25 protein-coding genes are annotated in these 20,920 nt (G+C 54.7%); 4 read left to right on the forward strand and 21 right to left on the reverse strand.

Features of this window, described 5'->3' with window-relative positions; genetic code table 11:
* Positions 1-3: 3 nt before the first annotated feature.
* The 5 genes from resA to KHA84_RS09060 all read right to left on the reverse strand — a co-directional run bounded on the left by resA (position 4) and on the right by KHA84_RS09060 (position 3,834).
* A complete protein-coding gene (gene resA, locus KHA84_RS09040; RefSeq protein WP_213423205.1) occupies positions 4-555 on the reverse strand; it encodes a thiol-disulfide oxidoreductase ResA in 552 nt (183 codons plus the stop codon).
* 112 nt (positions 556-667) lie between these two features.
* Complete coding sequence (locus tag KHA84_RS09045; protein ID WP_213423206.1) at positions 668-1,399, reverse strand: pseudouridine synthase; 732 nt, start codon at positions 1,397-1,399, stop codon at positions 668-670.
* An 84-nt stretch (positions 1,400-1,483) separates the two neighbouring features.
* On the reverse strand, positions 1,484-2,464 hold the full coding sequence (locus KHA84_RS09050; RefSeq protein WP_213423207.1) for a D-alanyl-D-alanine carboxypeptidase family protein: 981 nt from the start codon (positions 2,462-2,464) through the stop codon (positions 1,484-1,486).
* A 21-nt stretch (positions 2,465-2,485) separates the two neighbouring features.
* Complete coding sequence (scpB, locus tag KHA84_RS09055) at positions 2,486-3,085, reverse strand: SMC-Scp complex subunit ScpB (protein WP_213423208.1); 600 nt, start codon at positions 3,083-3,085, stop codon at positions 2,486-2,488.
* A gap of 2 nt (positions 3,086-3,087) precedes the next feature.
* Positions 3,088-3,834: a segregation/condensation protein A gene (locus KHA84_RS09060; protein ID WP_213423209.1), complete on the reverse strand. Its 747-nt coding sequence runs from the start codon at positions 3,832-3,834 to the stop codon at positions 3,088-3,090.
* Positions 3,835-3,878: 44 nt separating this feature from the next.
* On the opposite strand from KHA84_RS09060, the gene KHA84_RS09065 reads away from it, so the two are divergent.
* Positions 3,879-4,391 carry a DUF309 domain-containing protein gene (locus KHA84_RS09065; RefSeq protein ID WP_213423210.1) on the forward strand — a complete coding sequence of 171 codons (513 nt, stop codon included), beginning with the start codon at positions 3,879-3,881 and terminating at the stop codon, positions 4,389-4,391.
* Here KHA84_RS09065 and KHA84_RS09070 read toward each other — a convergent pair.
* The 12 genes from KHA84_RS09070 to KHA84_RS09125 all read right to left on the reverse strand — a co-directional run bounded on the left by KHA84_RS09070 (position 4,385) and on the right by KHA84_RS09125 (position 15,327).
* Positions 4,385-4,756, reverse strand: a complete 372-nt coding sequence (locus tag KHA84_RS09070; RefSeq protein ID WP_213423211.1) for a GNAT family N-acetyltransferase — start codon at positions 4,754-4,756, stop codon at positions 4,385-4,387. The two genes, KHA84_RS09065 and KHA84_RS09070, sit on opposite strands and share 7 nt — an antisense overlap.
* 143 nt (positions 4,757-4,899) lie before the next feature.
* The gene (lysA, locus tag KHA84_RS09075) at positions 4,900-6,228 is read right to left on the reverse strand and encodes a diaminopimelate decarboxylase (RefSeq protein ID WP_213423212.1); all 1,329 of its coding nucleotides are present in this window, start codon (positions 6,226-6,228) and stop codon (positions 4,900-4,902) included.
* Between the two features lie 68 nt (positions 6,229-6,296).
* A complete protein-coding gene (locus KHA84_RS09080) occupies positions 6,297-7,751 on the reverse strand; it encodes a spore germination protein (RefSeq protein ID WP_213423213.1) in 1,455 nt (484 codons plus the stop codon).
* On the reverse strand, positions 7,748-8,542 hold the full coding sequence (locus tag KHA84_RS09085; RefSeq protein WP_213423214.1) for a SigF/SigG family RNA polymerase sporulation sigma factor: 795 nt from the start codon (positions 8,540-8,542) through the stop codon (positions 7,748-7,750). The genes KHA84_RS09080 and KHA84_RS09085 overlap by 4 nt, the downstream gene beginning before the upstream one ends.
* A gap of 3 nt (positions 8,543-8,545) precedes the next feature.
* A complete protein-coding gene (gene spoIIAB, locus KHA84_RS09090) occupies positions 8,546-8,995 on the reverse strand; it encodes an anti-sigma F factor (RefSeq protein ID WP_213423215.1) in 450 nt (149 codons plus the stop codon).
* The gene (locus KHA84_RS09095; RefSeq protein WP_213423216.1) at positions 8,985-9,338 is read right to left on the reverse strand and encodes an STAS domain-containing protein; all 354 of its coding nucleotides are present in this window, start codon (positions 9,336-9,338) and stop codon (positions 8,985-8,987) included. Before KHA84_RS09095 ends, spoIIAB begins: the two co-directional genes overlap by 11 nt.
* A 751-nt stretch (positions 9,339-10,089) precedes the next feature.
* A complete protein-coding gene (locus KHA84_RS09100) occupies positions 10,090-11,391 on the reverse strand; it encodes a pyrimidine-nucleoside phosphorylase (protein WP_213423217.1) in 1,302 nt (433 codons plus the stop codon).
* 16 nt (positions 11,392-11,407) lie between these two features.
* Positions 11,408-12,592 carry a phosphopentomutase gene (gene deoB, locus KHA84_RS09105; RefSeq protein WP_213423218.1) on the reverse strand — a complete coding sequence of 395 codons (1,185 nt, stop codon included), beginning with the start codon at positions 12,590-12,592 and terminating at the stop codon, positions 11,408-11,410.
* A gap of 87 nt (positions 12,593-12,679) precedes the next feature.
* Positions 12,680-13,582: a site-specific tyrosine recombinase XerD gene (gene xerD / locus KHA84_RS09110; protein ID WP_213423219.1), complete on the reverse strand. Its 903-nt coding sequence runs from the start codon at positions 13,580-13,582 to the stop codon at positions 12,680-12,682.
* A 67-nt stretch (positions 13,583-13,649) separates the two neighbouring features.
* A complete protein-coding gene (gene fur, locus KHA84_RS09115; RefSeq protein WP_213423220.1) occupies positions 13,650-14,111 on the reverse strand; it encodes a ferric iron uptake transcriptional regulator in 462 nt (153 codons plus the stop codon).
* Positions 14,112-14,211: 100 nt separating this feature from the next.
* The gene (locus KHA84_RS09120; protein ID WP_213423221.1) at positions 14,212-14,724 is read right to left on the reverse strand and encodes a hypothetical protein; all 513 of its coding nucleotides are present in this window, start codon (positions 14,722-14,724) and stop codon (positions 14,212-14,214) included.
* Between the two features lie 54 nt (positions 14,725-14,778).
* On the reverse strand, positions 14,779-15,327 hold the full coding sequence (locus tag KHA84_RS09125) for an NUDIX hydrolase (protein ID WP_213423222.1): 549 nt from the start codon (positions 15,325-15,327) through the stop codon (positions 14,779-14,781).
* Between the two features lie 66 nt (positions 15,328-15,393).
* On the opposite strand from KHA84_RS09125, the gene KHA84_RS09130 reads away from it, so the two are divergent.
* Entirely contained in the window at positions 15,394-16,296 is a 903-nt protein-coding gene (locus tag KHA84_RS09130; RefSeq protein WP_213423223.1) for an aldo/keto reductase, read from the forward strand.
* Positions 16,297-16,328: 32 nt separating this feature from the next.
* Here the strand turns inward: KHA84_RS09130 and KHA84_RS09135 are convergent, their stop codons facing one another.
* Both KHA84_RS09135 and KHA84_RS09140 read right to left on the reverse strand, forming a co-directional pair.
* Complete coding sequence (locus KHA84_RS09135; protein WP_213423224.1) at positions 16,329-16,580, reverse strand: YqkE family protein; 252 nt, start codon at positions 16,578-16,580, stop codon at positions 16,329-16,331.
* A gap of 22 nt (positions 16,581-16,602) precedes the next feature.
* Complete coding sequence (locus KHA84_RS09140) at positions 16,603-17,787, reverse strand: acetyl-CoA C-acetyltransferase (RefSeq protein ID WP_213423225.1); 1,185 nt, start codon at positions 17,785-17,787, stop codon at positions 16,603-16,605.
* Positions 17,788-17,876: 89 nt separating this feature from the next.
* Here KHA84_RS09140 and KHA84_RS09145 point away from each other — a divergent pair, with 89 nt between their 5' ends.
* Positions 17,877-18,785, forward strand: a complete 909-nt coding sequence (locus KHA84_RS09145) for a hydroxymethylglutaryl-CoA lyase (protein WP_213423226.1) — start codon at positions 17,877-17,879, stop codon at positions 18,783-18,785.
* Positions 18,786-18,816: 31 nt separating this feature from the next.
* Complete coding sequence (locus KHA84_RS09150) at positions 18,817-19,782, forward strand: alpha/beta hydrolase (protein ID WP_213423227.1); 966 nt, start codon at positions 18,817-18,819, stop codon at positions 19,780-19,782.
* A gap of 288 nt (positions 19,783-20,070) precedes the next feature.
* Here the strand turns inward: KHA84_RS09150 and KHA84_RS09155 are convergent, their stop codons facing one another.
* Positions 20,071-20,292: a YneF family protein gene (locus KHA84_RS09155; RefSeq protein ID WP_008297072.1), complete on the reverse strand. Its 222-nt coding sequence runs from the start codon at positions 20,290-20,292 to the stop codon at positions 20,071-20,073.
* Positions 20,293-20,361: 69 nt separating this feature from the next.
* Positions 20,362-20,817, reverse strand: a complete 456-nt coding sequence (locus KHA84_RS09160; protein WP_213423228.1) for a sporulation inhibitor of replication protein SirA — start codon at positions 20,815-20,817, stop codon at positions 20,362-20,364.
* Positions 20,818-20,920: the final 103 nt, after the last annotated feature.

A 20,920-nucleotide genomic window follows, 5' to 3' on the forward strand; every position in this document is an offset into this window, starting at 1 on the left:
TCCTTAACTGGGCATGATGCTTTCCATGTAGGCTTTGATCTGTTCCTCGCTCATCTCCTGCTGGATGATCTTTTTCACTTTGCCGTCAGGTCCCACAAGGAAAGTTGTCGGCAAAGGCCTTACATTGTAGGCATCCCGCACACTGTTCGTTTTGTCGATGACGATTGGAAATGTCAGGCCATAGGTATTTGCAAAGGATTGCACCTTCAGGTCAGATTCGGAAATGTTGACCGCCAGGATATTGACGCCCTTGCCTTCAAACTCGTTGAAGTATTTTTCCATATGCGGCATTTCTTTCTTGCACGGACCGCACCAGGTGCCCCAGAAATTCAGGAACACGCCTTCACCCCGGTAATCGGATAGCCGGTGGGTGTTCCCTTCCAGATCGACCAGCTCAAAGTCCGGAGCCGTGTCGCCGACCTCGACGATATCTTCATCTTTCGTGACGTTGACTACGATCGTATACACAATGGCGATTGCCAGAACGGCCAGAATGGCAGTCCGGATGATCTGCTGCCGCTTTCTCTTTTTTTCCCGTTCCTGCTGCTTCGTCATCTGATGTCACCTCGATTCCAATAAGTACAGGATTGGAAAGATCCTTATCCATTATAACAAAGGCAGAACATGTCGAAATCCTTACATATGAAGGGTTTGTGAACGTTCCTTCTTAGCGGATCTTCCCTGTCTCGGCAAGCACCCGCAGTTGCTTCACTTCATGGGCGGTCAATTCCCTGCGGTCTCCGGCGTTCAGTCCGTGGAGGTTGAGGAAGCCGAACGACTCCCGTTTCAGCTTCTGTACCGGGCACCCGATCGCTTCAAACATGCGCTTGACCTGCCGGTTCTTTCCTTCATGGATGGTCAGCTGCACAATTCCCTTGTCCGTTTTTTTGTCCATGCTAAGAATCTTGGCTTTCGCCGGAGCGGTCTTGCCGTCTTCAAGTACAATGCCGCGTTCAAGCTTTTTCAGCTGCTCTTTTGTCGGGATGCCTTTTGTCCGTGCGACGTACGTTTTTTCGATTTCGAACTTCGGGTGGGTCATCAGATAGGCAAAATCCCCATCATTTGTAAGAAGGAGGATTCCCGTCGTATCGTAGTCCAGCCGGCCGACCGGGTACAGCCGCTCCTCCACTTCAGGAAACAGGTCAACCACCGTCTTGCGGCCCTTGTCATCGGATGCCGCCGACAATACGCCGCGGGGCTTATAAAGCAGATAATAAACCTTTTCCTCCCGTTCAAGACGGACACCGTTCACTTCTATTTTGTCGGATACACCCACTTTTGTTCCAAGCTCCGTCACGGTCTTGCCATTCACTGTCACACGGCCGGCGGCAATCAGCTGCTCCGCCTTGCGCCGGGATGCAATTCCCGCCGCCGCGATTACTTTTTGAAGTCTTTCCATCAGGTCACCCCATCACATTTACTGCACAAAATTATGTCACAACCATTGTGAAATGAAAAGGAGACCGCATCGGCACCGATGCGGTCATTTCCGTGTAATCTTCAGTTTGGCGGTGGCAATCGGCACACCGTTCAGCCTGACCTGCCAGATGCCGTCCCCTGCACCGCGTGGAATGATGGCGGCATGGGAAACGCCCTCCATCTCCTTTTCTGACAATAGGACGGCAAGAGGCTGTTCCAGTTCACCACGGATTCCGGGGAGAATCTGATACATCCCTTCCTCCGCCACGATCACTTTCTTATAAGTCCTGAAAGCTTCCCCTGACAGGTTGCGGTGGGTATTCCAATCGTCCCCATCATTCAAAGTGACGACAATCACCCGCTTGCCATCTTTCTCGAACAGAGTGGCAAGCGTCCGCCCTGCAGTTTTGGTGAAACCGGTCTTGCCGGCTACCGCGTCGCCCTCCGCCCTGACTAGCCTGTGCTTGTTCTGCCAGCCGCCATCTCCGTAATTGTAAAGGGCAGTGGACGAAATTTTCTTCAGCCGGCCGTTGTCCATGGCGTGCTTCAGCATAAGCGCCGTATCATAGGCCGTCGACAGATGTCGGTCGTCATGGAGCCCGGAAGGATTGGTGAACTCCGTGCTATCGAGTCCTGCCAACCGGGCCTTCTCGTTCATCATGTCGACAAACCCCTCGACAGAACCCCCTGCATCTTCGGCAAGGGCCGTCGCAGCATCATTACCGGAGCGCAGCATCAGCCCGTAAAGAAGCTTTTCTGCCGGCACTTCTTCCCCGGCACGCAGGTAAATGGATGAACCTTCCTGGTTTGAAGCATTTTTAGAGACCATGACTGTGCCATCCGTTCCGGCCGCATCAATATAGGTAAGTGCCGTCCAGATTTTTGTCAGGCTCGCGATCGGCAAGCGGGCATCCTCATTGGCCCCTTTCAGGAGCCTCCCGGTTTCTGCATCGATCACGGCATAGGCCTGCGCCGCTGAAGCGGCAGCCGGAAACGAACAGACAATCAGAAGTACCGCCAGCAGCGCGGAAATCCGCTTTTTCAAGATCCACCGCCTTCCGTCAGATTATTCTTCGGTTCCTTCTTCATCAAATGCTTCTGTGAAGTTGGACATGAACAGATCCATCTCTTCGTCTGCCGCTTCCTCACCTGCATCATTCAGAGGCGGGAGGTCATCCAGGCTCGCCAGCCCGAAATGATCGAGGAATGTGTCTGTCGTTCCATACAGGATCGCACGCCCTGTTCCCTCGGCACGTCCTGCTTCCTTTACCAGCCCCCTCGACACGAGTGTCTGGATCGGTCTCTCAGACTTAACTCCCCTGATCTCCTCCACCTCGACGCGGGTGATCGGCTGGCGGTAGGCGATGATTGCAAGCACTTCCAGTGATGCTTGCGTCAGTGCCTGTGTGGTGGGATTTTCAAGAAGGCGGCGGACCGCATCCGCATGCTCCTGCTTGGTCGCCAGCCGGAACGTACCGGCCAATTCCACGACCCGAAGGCCCCTGTCCTCATGCCTGCACGCTTCTGCAACTTGTGCAAGCGCGCGCTCGACGGCCTCTTTATCGGTGCCCGTCAGCCCGGCCAGCTGTTTTGCCGTCAGGCCATCGTCGCCCGCTACGAACAATAGGCTCTCAACCTGTCCGGCGAGCTGATTTCCATTTTCCAAAACTACAAAACTTCCTTCCTGAGGACGACGGTCAGGTCGTCAAAATTCCGTTCTTGCTCGACGGTGATCCGCTGCTGCTTCATCAGCTCCAGCAACGACAGGAAAGTTACCACCAGTTCCGTCCGTTCGCCAGTTTCAAAGAGGTCAGAAAACATAGCCTTTCCACCCGATTCCCCTAGGCGTCCGACCACATTTTCCATCGTCTCCGCAATAGAAATTTCCTGGCGGGTGACCCTTGTCCTGAGAGGGGCCTTCAATTTTTTCCTCTCCATCATCTTGCGGAACGCCGCAATCATGTCATGGACGTTAAGGCCCTCATCAGGTAGTGCTGCCACCACGCCGGTAGCGGCAGGTTCCGCAGGAGGCCTTGTGAAGCTCCTGCCCCGTTGCTCCCCATACTCCTTCAGAGTTGCCGCTGCTTCCTTGTACCGCCGGTATTCGATGAGCCTCTCTACGAGCTCGTCCCGCGGATCGGGACCGTCTTCGGCATAATCCTCGATATCCGGAGCTTCCTCCTCATGAACCGGCAGAAGCATTTTGCTTTTGATGGCAAGGAGAGTTGCGGCCATGACGAGGTACTCGCTCATTTCGTTCAGCTCAAGTACCTTCATGGTGTGGATGTGGTCGATATACTGACGGCTGAGTTCTGCCATCGGGATGTCGTAGATATCGATTTCCATCCGGTTGATTAAGTGCAATAATAGGTCAAGAGGGCCTTCAAACGCCTCCAACCTTACCAAATAAGACATGGATTCACCTGCAATCGATTCGTTGCGGAAAGGGGAATGATTTCGTGGATCCGCTCCGTCATCCGCTTTTCATCAAGTTTATTGCGTACTTTAATGAGAATCAAGATTATTTTGAGTGCCACGAAGTGCTTGAGGATTACTGGAATCTCATCGCGCCAAAAGACCGCACGCATCCGCTGGTCGGGTATATCCAGTCTGCTGTCGCTCTTTACCACTGGAGGCGGGGGAATTTCCGCGGTGCCGCCAAACTATTTCCGAAAGGTGAGCGGCTGCTCCGGGCGGCGCTTGAGGACGGTTCACCCTTCACGGATGGCGTGGACTTGCCCGGCTTTCTCAGAGATATCCGTGCAGCGGAGGATGCCTTGCACGGCGGCATGCCTTTTGCACCATTTTCCATCAGGGTGACCGACTCCGCAATCCGGGATTCCGTCTCGGAACTGGTCCGGATCGGCGCCGTTCCGGACCTCAGCGGGGCCCGTCTCATTCATAAACATATGCTCCGGGACCGGGGCCATATTCTGTCGGAACACGAAAAAAGGAGGAGCAGTCGTCATTGACGGTCTGCTCCTCCTTCGATGATTTCCTGGCATTTTTCCAGAAACGGGCGGGTGGCTTCTGTCGGTACAATGGTTTTTTCCGGCATGATTGCCGCCAATTTCGCGACCATCTCTTTTCCGACACCCTCTCCGCGGTGGGACGGGTTGACGGACAGATGGCAGACGGTGACACGGTCCCCGTCGAGTTCAACGCCGACCAGGCCGATAAAATCTTCTCCGGTCTTCCAGAGATAAAGCTGGCTCTGGTCGTCTGTCTCGTATCGGGTAATCGTCTCCTTCAGTTTCTTCACATCTTTTTCGCCGGGCATGAAGGACAGGAGGCCCATCGCGATTTTTTCAAGTGATTTTTTATAGCGCAGTAACATGGTCGGCTCCCTCTCTTCCGTATTCTCCGCTCGCTGTCAGCTTGCCGGAGGCCCGAAATTCGGGGCTATGAACATCCAGTATACAGCCCCCCAGGCCAGCGCCATGAGTACGATGATGATGAACAGGATGATGTTCCTCTTCCTCAACGTACCTCTTCCTTTCCGATACCGGCCGCCTCCAGCTCCAGGCGGATCAGATCATCGTACGTCTCGCGGCGGATGGCCGCACGATGATCCCCGTCCTCAACGAACACAACGGCCGGGCGCGGCATGCGGTTGTAATTGCTCGCCATGGCATAGCCGTAGGCGCCCGTGCAGAAAACTGCAATCAGGTCACCCGGCTCCACCTCCGGAAGATAGGCTTTCTCAATCAGCTTGTCGCCGGATTCGCAGCATTTCCCGGCAATCGTATAGGCCGAAGTATGCGGCTCGTCCATGCGGAGTGCCGCGGCGGATGAGTAGGCCGCGCCATACAGTGCCGGACGGATATTGTCGCTCATTCCGCCGTCAACAGACAGGTAGTTACGGACATCGGGAACTTCCTTCTCGGATCCTGCAGTGTAAAGGGTTGTGCCCGCTTCCCCTACGAGGGAGCGGCCCGGTTCGATCCAGAGTTCCGGCACCGGATAGCTCGATTCCTCAGCCGCTTCCTTGACCGTGCGGATCATGGCCCGGACGTATTCTTCCGGTTCTAGCGGATGGTCTTCTTCCGTGTAACGGATTCCGAAGCCGCCACCAAGGTTCAGTACCGGGCATGTGTATTCGTGCTGTTCCTTCCACTCGGCAACTTTCTGCATGAGCGAGCCGGCTGCAAGATTGAATGCCGCCGTATCGAAAATCTGGGAGCCAATGTGGCAGTGAAGGCCGAGAATCCGCACCCGGCTGATGCCGGACAGAAGGCGGAACGCTTCATCGGCCTGCCCGTTGTTCAGATCGAAACCGAACTTGGAATCTTCCTGTCCGGTTGTAATGAAGTCATGCGTATGTGCTTCGATTCCGGGTGTGACACGGATCAGGACATCCATCGGCAACGACAGCTCTTCTGAAATCCGATTGATCAGGCCGATTTCATGGAAGTTGTCCACCACGATGCAGCCGACGCCTTCCCGGAATGCCATGCGGATTTCTTCTTCGCTCTTGTTGTTACCGTGGAAGTGGATCCGTTCCGCAGGGTAGCCGGAGCGGATTGCGGTATAAAGTTCTCCTCCCGACACGACGTCGAGCGAGAGGCCTTCGTCCCGGACGATCCGGAACATCGCGATGCTAGAGAACGCCTTGCTCGCATACGCGACCTGCCCGCTGACCCCTTCTTCTTCAAATGCCTTAAGAAACGACCGGGCGCGGTCCCGGACGAGCGCGATATCATAGACAATCAGCGGGGTACCGTAGATACGGGCAAGCTCTTCCGCATCCACCCCGCCGATTTCCAGATGTCCATTGCTGTTGATCTTCTGTGTTCCGTATAGATGCACAGTGCCTCATCCTTCCGGCTTAGTCTATTAAAACTTTACCATGAAGGATGCGAACGTGCAATCTGCCTTTAGCTGCGCTGTCTTCTGGGAGAATCCGTGATATAAGGTCTCAGTTCGCTTCCGATCATCGGGTACCGGACCATCACGCGGGCAAATGCTTTCGGGAAAAACGGCGCGAGCGGCCACAGATACGGCACGCCCATCGGCTTGATGGAACAAAGATACCAGAATAGGATGGCTCCGCCGGCGAAGAATCCGGCCGGCCCTGCCAGTGCCGTCAGGATGAGCAGAAGCGTCCGGAAAATTTTTGCCGAGATGCTCAGCTCGTAGGATGGGATGGCAAAGGTCACGACCGCAGTCAGAGCGACATAAAGGATCACTTCCGCAGTGAACAGCCCCACATCAACCGCCATTTGCCCGAGGATCACCGCCGCGATCAGACCGAGCGCCGTGGACAGCGGTGTCGGGGTATGGATTGCGGCCATACGTAAAAATTCGACTCCGATGTCGGCTGCGATAATTTGAAACAGAAGTGGAATTTCGCCATGTTCCTTCGGTCCGATGAAATCCAGCGCATTCGGCACAAATTCCGGATGCTTGACAAGCAGATACCAGAAGGGCAGCAGAAAAACGGCCATCAGCATACCGGAAAAGCGGATGGCGCGGACACCGGTTCCGATGAGCGGCGCCTGCCTGAATTCCTCCGCGTGCTGCAGGTGGTGGAAGATGGTGACCGGAATGAGCAGTACCGACGGTGACGTATCTACGACGATCGCGATATGGCCTTCCAGCAGGTGGGCCGCAGCAATGTCCGGCCTTTCCGTGAAGCGCACAAATGGCACCGGGTGAAACTTTTGCTTGAACAGCAGTTCTTCCAGCTGCTTATCCGACATCGTCAAGCCGTCGTGATCGATTTCAGCCAGACGCTTTTTCAGCATATCGAGATGCTGTTCGCTTGCGACCCCTTTCAGATAACCGATCGCAATATCTGTCCGGCCCCGTTCCGTCACCCGCTGGATTTCAAAGCGCAGTTGCGGGTCCCGAAGACGTCTTCTGATCAGTGCGGTGTTCAGGATAATGTTTTCCGTGAAACCGTCCCTCGATCCGCGGATGACTTTTTCATTATCCGGTTCTTCCGGTTGTCTGCCCGGATACTCCCTGACGTCTACCTGGAAAACAGACCCGTCCTCCATCACAAAAACGAGCTGGCCGCTCAGGATGGAGTCGATCATGGCGTTTTTGTCTTTTGCCGGTTCGACGGCATGGAAAGGGAAATAGGTCAGGAAATTTTCCCGGGTGATCTTATCCTCCAGCTCATCCCAGATATCCGACATCTGCATCGAAGTCAGCAGCTGTGCCGTGACATCCGAACTGATCAACCCGTTCATGAAGACAATCGTGGCAGGCTCTTGGCGAATATGGATGTCCAGCATGACAAAATCATAGGACTCTCCTATGCCGAATAAGCTGCCCAGCTCTTCTTTTGCCTCATCTCTGTTGTCATATAGCCGTTCGATCGTCAACCTTCTCCCTTCGTCTCCACCGGCTCCTTCACAAGGTCTGGCCTCATGTATGCCTTCATCTTGGCAAGGATCTTCTTTTCAAGCCGTGACACCTGCACTTGCGAAATACCGAGTCTTTCCGCGATGTCGCTTTGTGTGCAGTCCATGTAAAATCTCATGACGATGATGGTCCTGTCCCTTGGGTCGAGCCTCGAAATTATGTCTTTCAGCGGGATATGCTCGAATCCTTTTTCCGAACGCTCGTCTTTGACCTGATCCATCAGGGTGACTGAGTCGCCTTCCCCCTCATATAGCTGTTCCTGGAGGGATGCCGGATCTTTCATCGCGTCCATAGCAACGATGACATCGGAAATCGGCACATCCAATATGGCCGAGATTTCGGAAATCGTCGGTGAACGTTCGTGATCTTTCAGAAAGTCGTCGGTCGCATGGCGGATCTTGAAATTGAGTTCCCTGATCGACCGGCTCACTTTCACCATCCCGTCGTCCCGAAGAAAGCGCTGGATCTCCCCGATAATCATCGGAACGGCGTACGTTGAGAACTTCACCTCAAAGCTTAAGTCGAACTTGTCGACCGCCTTGAGAAGACCGATGCAGCCGATCTGGTACAGATCATCCAGCTCCACTCCCCTTGAGGAAAAGCGCTGCACGATGGACCAGACCAGTCTGGTATTGCCCTCGACCATGACCCGCCTGGCTTCGGCGTCACCGGACTGGGCTTCCCGGATCAGCTCCCTCATCGTCTCCTGTGTCAAAAGTGGCGGTTTGCGCTGCTCCACATGTTCCTGCATCCGTCATCCCACCGACGAGCAGGTTTCCTGCACGGGAGAGAATTTCTTCTTGAACGTAACGGTGGTCCCGCCGCCCTGGCGTGAATCAACCGATAGGCTATCCGTGAAGCTCTCCATGATCGTGAATCCCATGCCGGACCGCTCCCGTTCTGGCTTGGATGTGTACATCGGCTGCATCGCCTCTTCCACATTATCAATCCCGCCGCCCTCGTCACTGATCGTGACCGTGACTTCCCGGCCGTTCAGGGCTGCATGGACCGTCACCACACCGGACCGATTCTCCTCGTAACCGTGAATGATCGCATTCGTCACAGCTTCGGAAATGACTGTCTTGTACTCCGAAACTTCCTCAAGTGTCGGGTCGAGTGCCGCCACGAAGAAGGTGAGCGTCATGCGGGCAAGTGCTTCGTTTTCACTGATTGCGGCAAACGATAACGTCATTTCATTTTCCATGCAGGATCCCTCCCAGCCGTTTTATCGCATCCTCTTCCGTGCCTTCCAACAGATGGCTGCCCAGGCCGGACAGCTCGAACATCTTCTTCATGGTCGGGGACGGATTCAAAATGACCGTTCCCCCTTCGACTGCACCAAGGTCTCTCATCCTGCCCAAAATCAGGCCGATGCCGGCACTGTCCATAAACTGCAGGCTGCCGAGGTCCCAGATGATCGCATTGGCTTTCCCGCCGAAGATAAGCCGGCTCACTTCCCTTTTGATGCTGTCCGCCGTGTGGTGATCCAATTCTCCTGCAGGGCGGACAATCACGATTCCGCCCGGTGTCAATTTAATCTGATTCATATGGATGGCCCCCTTTCGGCTCGTTATTCAACGGCCGCTTTCCGGATTCCTTGTACTCGACGAAAGTAGTGGAAATCCGGCAAATTTCGGCCATGACGGCCTTCGCCGTCCAAGCCTGCCCTCAATTGGAGCGGAATATACGTGGAAATTACAGTTATCGTATAAGGGCATGGAGGATGGCCAGTTTCGGAGAACGGATGTGCTTTTTAAACACTTGCATCTCTTTTCTTAACACTCATAAAAAACTCTCCCGAAGAGGGAGTGTTCAGACTGTAGACAAATCAAGTGTATTGCTGCTTTGTCTGCAGTTTTTTCCTCCGTACATCCGCTGTGGGCCCTTGTTTACCAAAACTGCGTTTTGATCGCAGAAAGGCATTGCTTACCAAAACACTGCGTTTTGGTCGCAGAAAGGCATTGCTTACCAAAGCTATGTCTTGGCCACAGAAGCCGTTCTTCGTAACGGCGCCCGCTAGTCCGCGGGCGTTGGATCAGCCGGTGGCAGTACGGAGACTGGCGCCTGTTCGCATCGCGAAGCGTTAACCAACATCCTCAGCGGCTTCGGCTAACGCTTTTCCCGCAGGTTTCTCGGGCCCTCCGCTTCAATCCGCCATAGAGTTCTATGCTGGCGATGCTTACTTTTTCTGCCTTTCCGGGGCAATACACGCGATATATTTAGGAAAACGACAAAACGGACCCAGATGGATGTCTTCTGGGTCCGTTGAGTACGAATATTTAACTAAAGAATACCCATTTACCGGATGTCGCCGTGAATGAGCGGTGGTGCTTCGGTTTTTTCTGGGCCGACGGCGATATGCTCACGGAGCATGGCGAGTGCAATTTCGGTGCCTTTGCCGTTTGTATGGATCTCGGCAAGCGGTTCGCCTTTTGCCACTTGGTCGCCGACTTTCTTTTTCAGCACGATGCCGACGCCCAGGTCGATCTGCTCGTCCTTGGTCGAGCGCCCCGCTCCGAGGTGCATGGCGGCAAGGCCGATGTCGTCCGCGCCGATGGACTGGACATAGCCGTCCGATTCAGCCTTGAATTCGATAGTCTCTTTGGCCGACGGAAGCTTTGACGGGTCATCGACGATCTCCGGATTGCCGCCCTGGGCCTCGACAAACTTGCGGAACAGGGCAAGGGCGGATCCGTCATTGATCACGGTCCGGATCATGCCTTCCGCTTCTTCGATGCTGCCGGCTTTTCCGCCTGCTACGACCATCCTGCTGCCAAGTTCGATGCAGAGGCGGGTGAGGTCTTCCGGGCCTTCGCCTCTCAGTGTCTCGATGGCTTCCTTTACCTCGAGCGCATTGCCGATTGCATAGCCGAGCGGCTGGCTCATGTCGGAGATGACCGCCATTGTCCTGCGCCCGACGGCGTTGCCAATGCCGACCATGGCTTCAGCGAGTTTCCTGGAGTCTTCTTCCGTCTTCATGAAGGCCCCTTCGCCGGTTTTCACATCAAGAACAATGGCATCTGCTCCTGCGGCTATTTTCTTGCTCATGATGGAACTTGCAATCAGCGGGATGCTGTCCACAGTTGCTGTCACGTCACGCAGGGCGTACAGCTTTTTATCCGCCGGGGTGAGGTTTCCGCTCTGGCCGATGACCGCAAGCTTTAGGCTGTTCACCTGGTCGGCAAACTGCTTTTCCGTAAGTTCGATATGAAATCCGCCGATTGACTCCAGCTTATCGAGCGTGCCGCCCGTGTGGCCGAGGCCGCGTCCGCTCATCTTGGCAACCGGCACGCCGCATGCGGCAACGATCGGTCCGAGGATAAGCGTGGTCGTGTCCCCGACTCCTCCGGTGGAGTGTTTGTCCACGAGTGTGCCTTCAATGCCGGACAGGTCGATCCGGTCACCAGAGTCGACCATGGCTTCGGTCAGCAACGCCTGCTCATCTTTATCCATTCCTTCGAAGTAGATCGCCATCAGAAGCGCACTTGCCTGGTAGTCCGGCACGGAATCATCCGTGATTCCATTGACAAAGAACCGGATTTCCTCTTCTGACAGTCTGTCTCCATCCCTTTTTTTCGTGATGATGTCAACCATTCTCATGTCTGTCAACCCGCTTTCATTTTAAAAATGGAAGATAGCTTTCGCCGAATTCCGGCATCCCGATGCCGAAGTTGTCCGCGATGGTCGCGCCGACAGAAGCGAAGGTTTTCTGGAGCGGCAACTCGCCGCCTCCTGCAAACCTCGGCGAAGCCATGATTACGGGGACATACTCACGGGTATGGTCCGTCCCCGGCGCCGTCGGATCATTGCCGTGGTCCGCTGTAATGATCAGCAGATCGTCTTCCCGGAGAGCGTTCAAGATCTCCGGCAGTCGTGCGTCGAACTCTGCAAGGGCGTTGCCATAGCCATCCGGATCTCGGCGGTGGCCGAAGAGCGCGTCAAAGTCAACAAGGTTAGTGAACGATAGCCCTTTGAAATCGCGGTTCATCACTTCAAGCAGCTTGTCGACGCCGTCCATATTGGAAGTGGTACGGACCGCATCCGTCACGCCTTCCCCGTTAAAGATATCGGAAATTTTCCCTACCGCGATCACATCATGACCGCTGTCTTCCAGTTCGTTCATCACGGTGCGTCCGAACGGTTTGAGCGCATAATCGTGGCGGTTGGTTGTGCGGGTGAAGTTGCCCGGTTCTCCGATGAACGGGCGGGCGATGACCCGGCCGACCAGATATTCCGGCTTCAGGGTGATCTCTCTTGCGGTTTCGCAGATTTCATACAGTTCTTTTATTGGGATGACGCCTTCGTGAGCGGCAATCTGCAGCACCGGATCAGCAGATGTATAGACAATCAAGTCTCCGGACTCCATATGGAGCGGTCCGAGTTCATCAATGATGACGGTTCCGCTGGCAGGCTTATTGCCGATTACCCGGCGCCCTGTCCGCTCCTCGAGTTCGCGGATCAGCCCGTCGGGAAAGCCTTCCGGGTAAACTTTAAATGGTTTGTCGATGTTCAGTCCCATGAGTTCCCAGTGGCCGGTCATCGTATCCTTGCCGACCGACGCTTCCTGCATTCGCCCGTAATAGCCGGCAGATCTTTCCTCTGCCTCAAGCCCTTTTAGCGGGCGGATATTAGCCAGGCCGAGCTCTGCCATGTTCGGCATGTTGAGCCCGCCTGTCGCTTCTGCGATATGGCCGAGTGTATCTGCTCCCTCATCTCCGAAATCGGCGGCGTCCGGCGCTTCTCCGATGCCGACCGAGTCGAGAACAATCAGATGGATTCGTTTAAATGGTTGCGCTGTCATTGTCGCAAAACCTCCTTGGCACTACATATACCCGTTACAGAAATACTGTACCACAAATCAGAGGTCTGACGTCACATTTTACCCGTGTCAGGCGCGGGGATGGAACTTGGTATAGACATCCTTTAATCGGGTCTTGCTGACATGGGTATAAATCTGGGTTGTCGAGATATCGGCATGTCCGAGCATTTCCTGGATTGCACGGAGGTCAGCACCATTCTCCACAAGATGCGTGGCAAACGAATGCCGCAGGGTGTGCGGGGTGAGCTCTTTCGTAATACCGGCTTTTTTCGCGTGCTGGTTTAATAACTTCCAGACTCCCTGACGAGTCAGGCGTCCGCCCCTTGAATTGACGAACAGCGCATCCTGCGCCCGGTCTCCCTTCAGCATCAGCGGCCTGGCCTGCTCCATATAAGCCGTAACCGAATCGATCGCATTCCTGCCGAGCGGAACGATCCGTTCCTTGCCGCCTTTGCCGAATACCCGGGCAAATCCCATAGACAGATGGACATCTCCGGTATTCATCCCGATGCACTCGCTGACACGCATGCCGGTCCCGTACAGCATCTCCAGCATCGCCCTATCCCGTACACCCGCAGGTTTTGAACGGTCGGGAGCGGCGATAAGGGAGTCGACTTCCCCGACAGACAGCACCCTCGGCAGTTTCATCTCAAGCTTCGGAAGGTCCAGCTGGATGGTCGGATCGGTCGTGGTGACCCGCTCCCTCACCAGGAACTGATGGAAAGAGCGGATCGAGGAGATATGCCGGGAAATCGTCCTGGGTGATTTTCCGCCCTGTTCCAGAACTTGAAGGTAGCTGAGTATGTGAGGACGAGTGACGCCATCCAGGCTTCCCGGCTGCTCTTCCTTTTCCAGATAGCGAATATAGCCGAGAAGATCCCTCTTGTATGACCCGATCGTGTTTTCCGCCAGCTGGCGCTCGACTCTAAGAAAATGAAGGTAGTCGTTTAGCGCATCTTCCGCTTCTTTCATGTTCTCTCCCCTTTCCGGACTTATCCATATGAAAAAAGGACAGCTTTCGCCATCCTGTCCGTTTCTGTTATTCTGATTCTTTTTCTTCATTTCCTTCACTGCAGCGGCTGCAGATTCCGTGGAATGTGAGCCTGTGGTCTTTGATCCGGAAGTTCCAGCGGTCTTCGACGATTTGTTCGACGTCACCCAGCAAGTCCTCCTGGATCTCATCCACCGCGCCGCACTCGATGCACACGAGATGGTGATGGAAATGGGCGGCTCCTTCCTGCCGCAGATCAAAGCGGGATACACCGTCTCCAAAATTGATTTTGTCGACGACCTTCAGTTCAGTCAGCAGCTCCAGTGTCCGATAAACAGTTGCAAGCCCGATTTCAGGCGATTTTTCTTTGACGAGCAGATAGACATCCTCTGCGCTGAGGTGGTCTTCCTCATGCTCCAGCAGTACAGAGACCGTGGCTTCGCGCTGGGGCGTCAGTTTGTATTTCGCATTGTGGAGCTGCTTTTTTATGCGTTCAATCCTGCTTTCCATGAGACGCCCCCCTCAAACTGTACTCATTATATCAACCAGGCCGGATGGTTACAAGAGTTCAAGCATACTAACGACAATCATTACAATATGATAATCATTTTCAATTATCAAGAAAGATGAACAATCCGATCTCCGCAGCCAATATGGCGGCGGAAAGAGCGGCGACCCTGATCACCGCTTCTTTCCTGTGTCGGCTGAAATATTTATTAAGCATGAATGGAGGGGAGAGATTCATGCAGAACAATATGAACAGCATTGTGAGCAGAAGTTGTGCAGGAAACCACCATGCGGCATAAAAAGTAAGCGCATCTTCCTGGCTGATCAGATAGGTCGATGCAAAGCCGAAGAAGACCACCCTCAGCCCTGCGATGAACATGACCGCATGCCGCAGGGCGGCGTGTGATGCCAGGAACAGGGCCAGTCCATGGAACGCAAGAAAAGCAATAAGGGCCCGGTATGGCTTTGCCGAAGCCGCGAGGTCGAGGCGCGGATCAAGAAAGAGGGTGACTGTTTCCGACATGCCCGTCTCCGCGAACCGGAACAGGACGGTCCCGCCCGTAAACCCGATAATAAGTAAGGTAAGCAGATAAAGAAAAGGGAGCGATCGCTGCATGGGCTGCACCTCCGGAGGATTTGTACAACCTATGCCTGTCCGCTCCCGGACATGTCATTTCCGACTTTTTGAACGCTCTGCCCAAAGAATGGAGAAAGCTGTTTTCGCGTCACGGATTTTCCCTTCGTCCAGCAACGCGACCGCTTCTTCCAAGGGGACTTCCAGCAGCTCGACGAACTCGTCTTCGTCTCCTGCCGCCGGGTTGTCGACTTTCCGGAGGCCTGTTGCAGCGAACAGGTGGATTGTCTCGTCTGCAAATCCCGGAGATGTGGCAAAAGTCGTTACCGGTTCCAGTTTGTCGCATGAGTAGCCGGTTTCTTCTTCAAGCTCCCTGCGTGCCGTCACTTCAGGCGCTTCCCCGGGCTCGAGTTTTCCGGCCGGCACTTCAAGGAGAGTCGTGCCAAGTGCCTTCCGGTATTGTTCAACCATCACCAGCTTGCCGTCATCGGTGATCGGGATCAGTGCCACAGCGCCCGGATGCCGGACAAGCTCCCTTTTCGAAGGCTTCCCGTCCGGCAAAATCACGTCATCGATTTCAAGACGGATGATTTTCCCGTCGTAGATTGTCTCCGTATGTACTGTCCGTTCCTCAAACTTATCCATTGGACCATCCCTTTCTGTTGGTCGTCCTTGCGCATTCATTATACTATGGATTCAGGAGGGGATACGATGAAGAAACGGAAACTCGGCAAAACCGGTCCGGACATATCGGAAATCGGACTTGGCTGCATGTCGCTTCCTGAGGATGCCCGCAAAGCGGAACGTATCGTGCACGCGGCATTGGATGCCGGGATCAACTATTTCGACACTGCCGACCTGTACGGACGAGGCAGAAATGAGGAACTCCTCGGCAAGGCGCTAGGCAACAGGCGGCAGGACATCATCCTTGCCACCAAGGTCGGCAACCACTGGACCGATGGCAGGGATGGATGGGAATGGGACCCGTCGCCCGGCCATATCCGCAAATCCGTCCGCGACAGCCTCAAGCGGCTTGGCACAGACTATATTGACGTTTACCAGCTTCACGGCGGGACTGCGGAAGATGACCTTGATGCCGTCATCGGCGTGTTCGAGGATCTGAAGCGGGAAGGACTGATCCGCCATTACGGCATTTCATCCATCCGCCCGAATGTCTTTTTGCCGTTCTTGAAAAACAGCTCTGCGGTATCGAATATGATGCAATTTAGCCTGCTTGACCGAAGGCCGGAGGAATGGTTCACCGATGTAATTGGTGCAGGTGCATCTGTCGTCGCACGCGGGCCGTTGGCAAAAGGACTCTTGACTGCTGAAGGGGAAAAGCGCACAGAAGCAATGGACGGATACCTATCGTACTCATCCGGTGAGCTTCTCGAACTGATCAGGGAGTTCGGCAGGCTGCCGGGCACACTCCATTCGGCGGCTCTCGCCTTCGTCCTCGAAAGCAGCGCGGTGGCGTCTGCCATCACGGGGGCAAGCAGCGAAGAGCAGCTGAACGAGACGCTCAGAGCCTATGACAACATGCCCGGCAGTGAAACCGTGCGGGCCTACGCTGCCCTGACGGCAGAAGAGCAATATGAAAAGCACCGGGTCTGATCTCCCGGTGCTTTCCTTTTGGCTGTTTGCCTTTAGTATTTTGAACCTTTGTCGCCGTATTTATCGAGAAGTTCTTCGAACGACATGTTTTTTTCCCGTTCACGGCGTTCCTTTGACTTCTGAGCAAGGCGTCTTTCCTCTGCTTCCTTTTCGGTTTTGAGAAGAGCCTGCTTGGCTTGCTTCAGTTTATCCAGTGTATCCCCGCCGAGTCCGTCGGCGAGTGTCGGGCGGCTGTCCTGTTTCTGGACGGCCGGTTTCCGCTGGTGCGGTCTCTTTTTGGCCACACACTCACCTTCTTTCAATCATTTACGGACGACGCACGACTGTCGCGACCCCTTGGCCGCCACCGATGCACAGCGTGGCAAGACCCGTTTTGGCGTCACGCCGCTTCATCTCGTGCAGCAGCGTGACGAGGATCCGCGCACCGCTTGCGCCGATCGGGTGTCCGAGCGCGATCGCGCCGCCATTCACGTTCAGTTTATCATGGTCGAATTTCAATTCACGGTCGACGGCAATCGACTGTGCAGCGAATGCTTCGTTCGCTTCGACGAGGTCCATGTCCTCCAGTTCCAGCCCGGCTTTGTCAAGCGCATTTTTCACTGCCTGGACCGGGCCGATGCCCATTACGGCCGGATCCACGCCGGCATTGCCATTGGCGGCAATGACCGCGAGCGGCTCGACGCCGAGCTCATCGGCCTTTTCCCTGGACATGACGACAAATGCTGCTGCACCGTCGTTGATGCCGGAAGCATTCCCTGCAGTGACGCTTCCCTCTTTTTTGAATGCCGGCCGTAGCTTGGCCAGTTTTTCAGCAGTGGAGCCCGCTTTCACGTGCTCGTCCGTATCAAAGATGATCGGATCCCCCTTGCGCTGCGGTATTTCCACCGGGACAATTTCCTCCCCAAAACGGCCCGCTTCGATGGCGGCCGCCGCACGCTCCTGCGAACGTGCCGCAAACTCATCCTGTTCCTCCCGGCTGATGCCATAGCGGTCGCACAAGTTCTCAGCGGTGATGCCCATATGATAGTCGTTGAATGCGCACCAGAGACCGTCCGAAATCATGCTGTCAATCAACTTCTGGTCACCCATCTTGAAGCCGTCACGCGCTCCTTTCAGGAGGTGCGGAGCCTGGCTCATATTTTCCATGCCTCCTGCAACGACGATGTCGGCTTCCCCCGCCTTGATCGCCTGTGCAGCCAGATGAACCGCTTTCAGGCCGGAGCCGCACACTTTGTTGATTGTCAGAGAAGGAACCGCTTCCGGAAGTCCGGCTTTGATGGATGCCTGTCGGGCCGGGTTTTGGCCGAGTCCTGCCTGCAGCACATTCCCCATAATCACTTCATCGACATGCTTCCCGTCCACACCTGCCCGTGAAAGAGCCTCCCGGATAGCGATGCCCCCAAGCTCAGTTGCCGGAATGTCTTTGAGCGATCCCAGAAATGTTCCGATTGCCGTACGTACAGCGCTTGCGATAACCACTTCTTTTGTCATTTCCCCATCTCCCCTTTACATTCATCCTCTTATTGCCTTGCCCCGCTCCGTCCGCATCCTTACAATTGAATACAAGGAGGGGGTTTGTCATGTTAAGTCTACCAAAAAAAGTAGCGATTATCGAGGTAGGGCCGAGAGACGGCTTGCAGAACGAGAAGAACCAGGTGCCGACGGAGGTTAAGCTCCGGTTCATCAGTGCCCTGCAGGATGCAGGTGTCGGCGAAATGGAACTTACATCTTTCGTATCGCCTAAATGGGTGCCGCAGATGGGGGATGCGGCAGACATCATGGCCGGAACAGAGCGGACAGGCAGACAATTTGTGCTCGCGCCGAACGAGCGGGGAATCGCCAATGCAAGAGCTGCGGAGGCAGATAGCATCGCCGTGTTTGTCGGTGTGACGGATGCATTTAATAAGAAAAACATCAATAGGACAACAGATGAAAGCATGGAGCAGCTGGCTCCGCAAATCCGTAAAATGAAAGAAGACGGCCTTTTTGTGCGCGCCTGCATTTCGACCGCGTTCCACTGCCCGTTTGAAGGTCCGGTAGACTCCGAACGTACGATCAATCTCTGTAAACACTTCTCCGAACTGGGCGCGGATGAACTGAGCGTGGCAGACACGATCGGAATGGCAACGCCTGAAGAAAGCTACCGTCTTTTCAGCCGCCTGAAGAAAGAACTGCCGGACATTCTGCTGACGGCACACTTCCACGACACGCGCAAAATGGCACTCGCCAATATCTTCGCGTCACTTCAGGCCGGCATCGACCGGTTGGATACATCGGCCGGCGGTCTCGGCGGCTGCCCGTTCGCCCCGGGTGCCACCGGAAATGTCGCAACCGAAGATGTGGTCAATATGCTGGAGCGTATGGACATTGAAACAGGCATTTCGGTTGACGGCATTTGCCGCGCGGTCGACGTAGTGGCGCCTCACGTTTCGCGCCCGATTACCACGGGCATGTATACACTGTATAAGAACGCACAACGTATAGGATAAGAGCGAATCTTAACTTGGAAGGAGGCCATTCATGGGAAATCACACGAAGCGCTGGCTGACGGCCACCGGTATCGTGACGGGCATCTCGGCCGCTGTCGGATCGGCCATCGGCCTCCTTGCCACGAACCGGCTGATGTACATGAAAAAGAAGGAGGACGACGTGATCCTTCAGCGGGAGATTTCCGCAAAGCGCTTTGATGAAGGATGGTACAATGCTGTCGGCAAATCCGATCGCTGGGTGGACTCACCAAACGGATATCGGCTAAAAGCCGTGTTGCTGGAGCCGCTGGATACGAACCATTACGTCGTCATTTCCCATGGCGTCACGGAAAACAAAATCAACTCGGTCAAATATGCACGGATGTTTGAGCGGCTCGGCTTTAACTCCGTCATCTATGACCACCGCCGGCACGGAGATTCGGAAGGGCGGACGACCAGTTTCGGACATTATGAAAAAACCGATCTTGGCGCAGTCATCGATGAGCTCCGAAGATACGCCGGTGAACATGCCATCATCGGCGTACACGGTGAATCCATGGGCGCTGCGACATCTCTCCTGTATGCCGGGAGTGTCGGGGACGAAGCCGACTTTTACATAGCCGACTGCCCGTTTTCGGATTTCACCGAGCAGGTCCTTCATATCTTGAGACGGTCCACACCGCTCCGGACGGGTTTTGCAATCCGGCTCGCCAACGTCTTTCTCAAAGTGAGGGACGGCTATACGCTCGACCTCGTGTCCCCGAGGCAGTCGGTCGTCAACATCCGGAGACCGGTGCTTTTCATCCACAGCCTGGAAGACGACTTTATCTTGCCCGAGATGACAAAGGAACTCTATGAGCTGAAGCCTGAACCGAAATCAATGCGGCTGTTCGAAAAGGGGGCACATGCCCAGTCCTATAACGAAAACGCCGAGGAATACGAACAGACAGTCAGGTCTTTCCTCTACGAACACGGGCTGCTTCCCAATAGTGCAGAAAACCGGCCGGGAATTGCCTGATTGTGAGAAAAGCAGGGCGTATGGATCTCATGCTTCCCCGAAAACCCCACTCTTCGGCCCCATTCCGGGTTAATGATCTTTCACGGTCCGTTATTGATCTTTCGCTGATCTGAGAGGCATTTTTGCACGGCATCGGGTTCAGTGATGCAGATGGGATGAAGTTGCACTTTCAAGGCACCAGAAAGGGGCGTCTCAGAAAGTCAGATCTGCTGACTTTCAGGACGCCCCTATTGGCGTTACCCCGGGATACCCATAATAAAACGCCCTTCCGCAGGAAGGACGCTGTCATTATTTGTCGTTCATTTTGTTCATCTGTGCCAGCATCTGATTGATTTTCTTCTGGGAAGGTTTCATTCCCATCTGCATCATCAGCATACGCAGCATCTGTTCGTTGATCGGCGGGTTCTCTTTCAGGTAATTCATCATATATCTTCGCGCGATGAAAAAGCCGAGAGCCACCCCGGCGAGCAACGCGACGATGAGCAGAATAATCCACCAAACGGTCGCCATTGTGGTTCCTCCTTCGTGCCATCAGTTTCACGGAATGTGCACCAAGGAGAAGTATACAACATTCTGAAGTCAGATACTACTATTTCCGCATAATTGGCGGCTTGTCCCGACTCCGTTTTCCCAAAATTTCACGGGCTTCAGCCAGCCGCACTCTCCGCTTCCCCCGCGGACCGCAAAGTAGCTCCCGCTGATGCCTGAAAGGCCGGCGAACAGATCCAGATCAAGCATTCTCGTGCCCTCGCATTGGGCAGTGAGGCTGTATTCACCGAAACCGATCCGGATTGTGCCCTTCACAGGATGGTGAAGACGGAGCAAGCCCCCCTCCCGCCCCACCTCCGGAAACCGCCTGTCCATTCTGCGCTTCAGCTGGAACATGATCCGGTCCGGGTCGACCTGATGGCAGAGAAACCGCACTTCCTGGCTTTGCTCTCCCTCCATCGCCAGCAGTTCTTCCAGCATCCGCTCCCGTCCCAGGATAAACGGCTGGTGGTCGTTTTTCACTTCGTAAATGATGTATTCGCGCATGACTTCCACCCCTTTTTCAACATCATATCCTGTGATGAGAAAAAAAGATGTCAGAGTACGGAGAAGAACCCCTCTAGTTTTGTCGAATTTTCCGGAGGCAAGT

Source organism: Bhargavaea massiliensis (genome assembly GCF_018390575.1).
GTDB lineage: Bacteria > Bacillota > Bacilli > Bacillales_A > Planococcaceae > Bhargavaea > Bhargavaea massiliensis.

Excerpts from the sequence above, each read along its gene's own strand:
- resA (WP_213423205.1), bottom strand. The coding sequence starts at position 555 with ATGACGAAGCAGCAGGAACGGGAAAAAAAGAGAAAGCGGCAGCAGATC.
- KHA84_RS09045 (WP_213423206.1), bottom strand. The coding sequence starts at position 1,399 with ATGGAAAGACTTCAAAAAGTAATCGCGGCGGCGGGAATTGCATCCCGG.
- KHA84_RS09060 (WP_213423209.1), bottom strand. The coding sequence starts at position 3,834 with ATGTCTTATTTGGTAAGGTTGGAGGCGTTTGAAGGCCCTCTTGACCTA.
- KHA84_RS09070 (WP_213423211.1), bottom strand. The coding sequence starts at position 4,756 with ATGTTACTGCGCTATAAAAAATCACTTGAAAAAATCGCGATGGGCCTC.
- KHA84_RS09085 (WP_213423214.1), bottom strand. The coding sequence starts at position 8,542 with ATGCAGGAACATGTGGAGCAGCGCAAACCGCCACTTTTGACACAGGAG.
- spoIIAB (WP_213423215.1), bottom strand. The coding sequence starts at position 8,995 with ATGGAAAATGAAATGACGTTATCGTTTGCCGCAATCAGTGAAAACGAA.
- KHA84_RS09095 (WP_213423216.1), bottom strand. The coding sequence starts at position 9,338 with ATGAATCAGATTAAATTGACACCGGGCGGAATCGTGATTGTCCGCCCT.
- KHA84_RS09100 (WP_213423217.1), bottom strand. The coding sequence starts at position 11,391 with ATGAGAATGGTTGACATCATCACGAAAAAAAGGGATGGAGACAGACTG.
- deoB (WP_213423218.1), bottom strand. The coding sequence starts at position 12,592 with ATGACAGCGCAACCATTTAAACGAATCCATCTGATTGTTCTCGACTCG.
- xerD (WP_213423219.1), bottom strand. The coding sequence starts at position 13,582 with ATGAAAGAAGCGGAAGATGCGCTAAACGACTACCTTCATTTTCTTAGA.
- fur (WP_213423220.1), bottom strand. The coding sequence starts at position 14,111 with ATGGAAAGCAGGATTGAACGCATAAAAAAGCAGCTCCACAATGCGAAA.
- KHA84_RS09120 (WP_213423221.1), bottom strand. The coding sequence starts at position 14,724 with ATGCAGCGATCGCTCCCTTTTCTTTATCTGCTTACCTTACTTATTATC.
- KHA84_RS09125 (WP_213423222.1), bottom strand. The coding sequence starts at position 15,327 with ATGGATAAGTTTGAGGAACGGACAGTACATACGGAGACAATCTACGAC.
- KHA84_RS09130 (WP_213423223.1), top strand. The coding sequence starts at position 15,394 with ATGAAGAAACGGAAACTCGGCAAAACCGGTCCGGACATATCGGAAATC.
- KHA84_RS09140 (WP_213423225.1), bottom strand. The coding sequence starts at position 17,787 with ATGACAAAAGAAGTGGTTATCGCAAGCGCTGTACGTACGGCAATCGGA.
- KHA84_RS09145 (WP_213423226.1), top strand. The coding sequence starts at position 17,877 with ATGTTAAGTCTACCAAAAAAAGTAGCGATTATCGAGGTAGGGCCGAGA.
- KHA84_RS09150 (WP_213423227.1), top strand. The coding sequence starts at position 18,817 with ATGGGAAATCACACGAAGCGCTGGCTGACGGCCACCGGTATCGTGACG.
- KHA84_RS09155 (WP_008297072.1), bottom strand. The coding sequence starts at position 20,292 with ATGGCGACCGTTTGGTGGATTATTCTGCTCATCGTCGCGTTGCTCGCC.
- KHA84_RS09160 (WP_213423228.1), bottom strand. The coding sequence starts at position 20,817 with ATGCGCGAATACATCATTTACGAAGTGAAAAACGACCACCAGCCGTTT.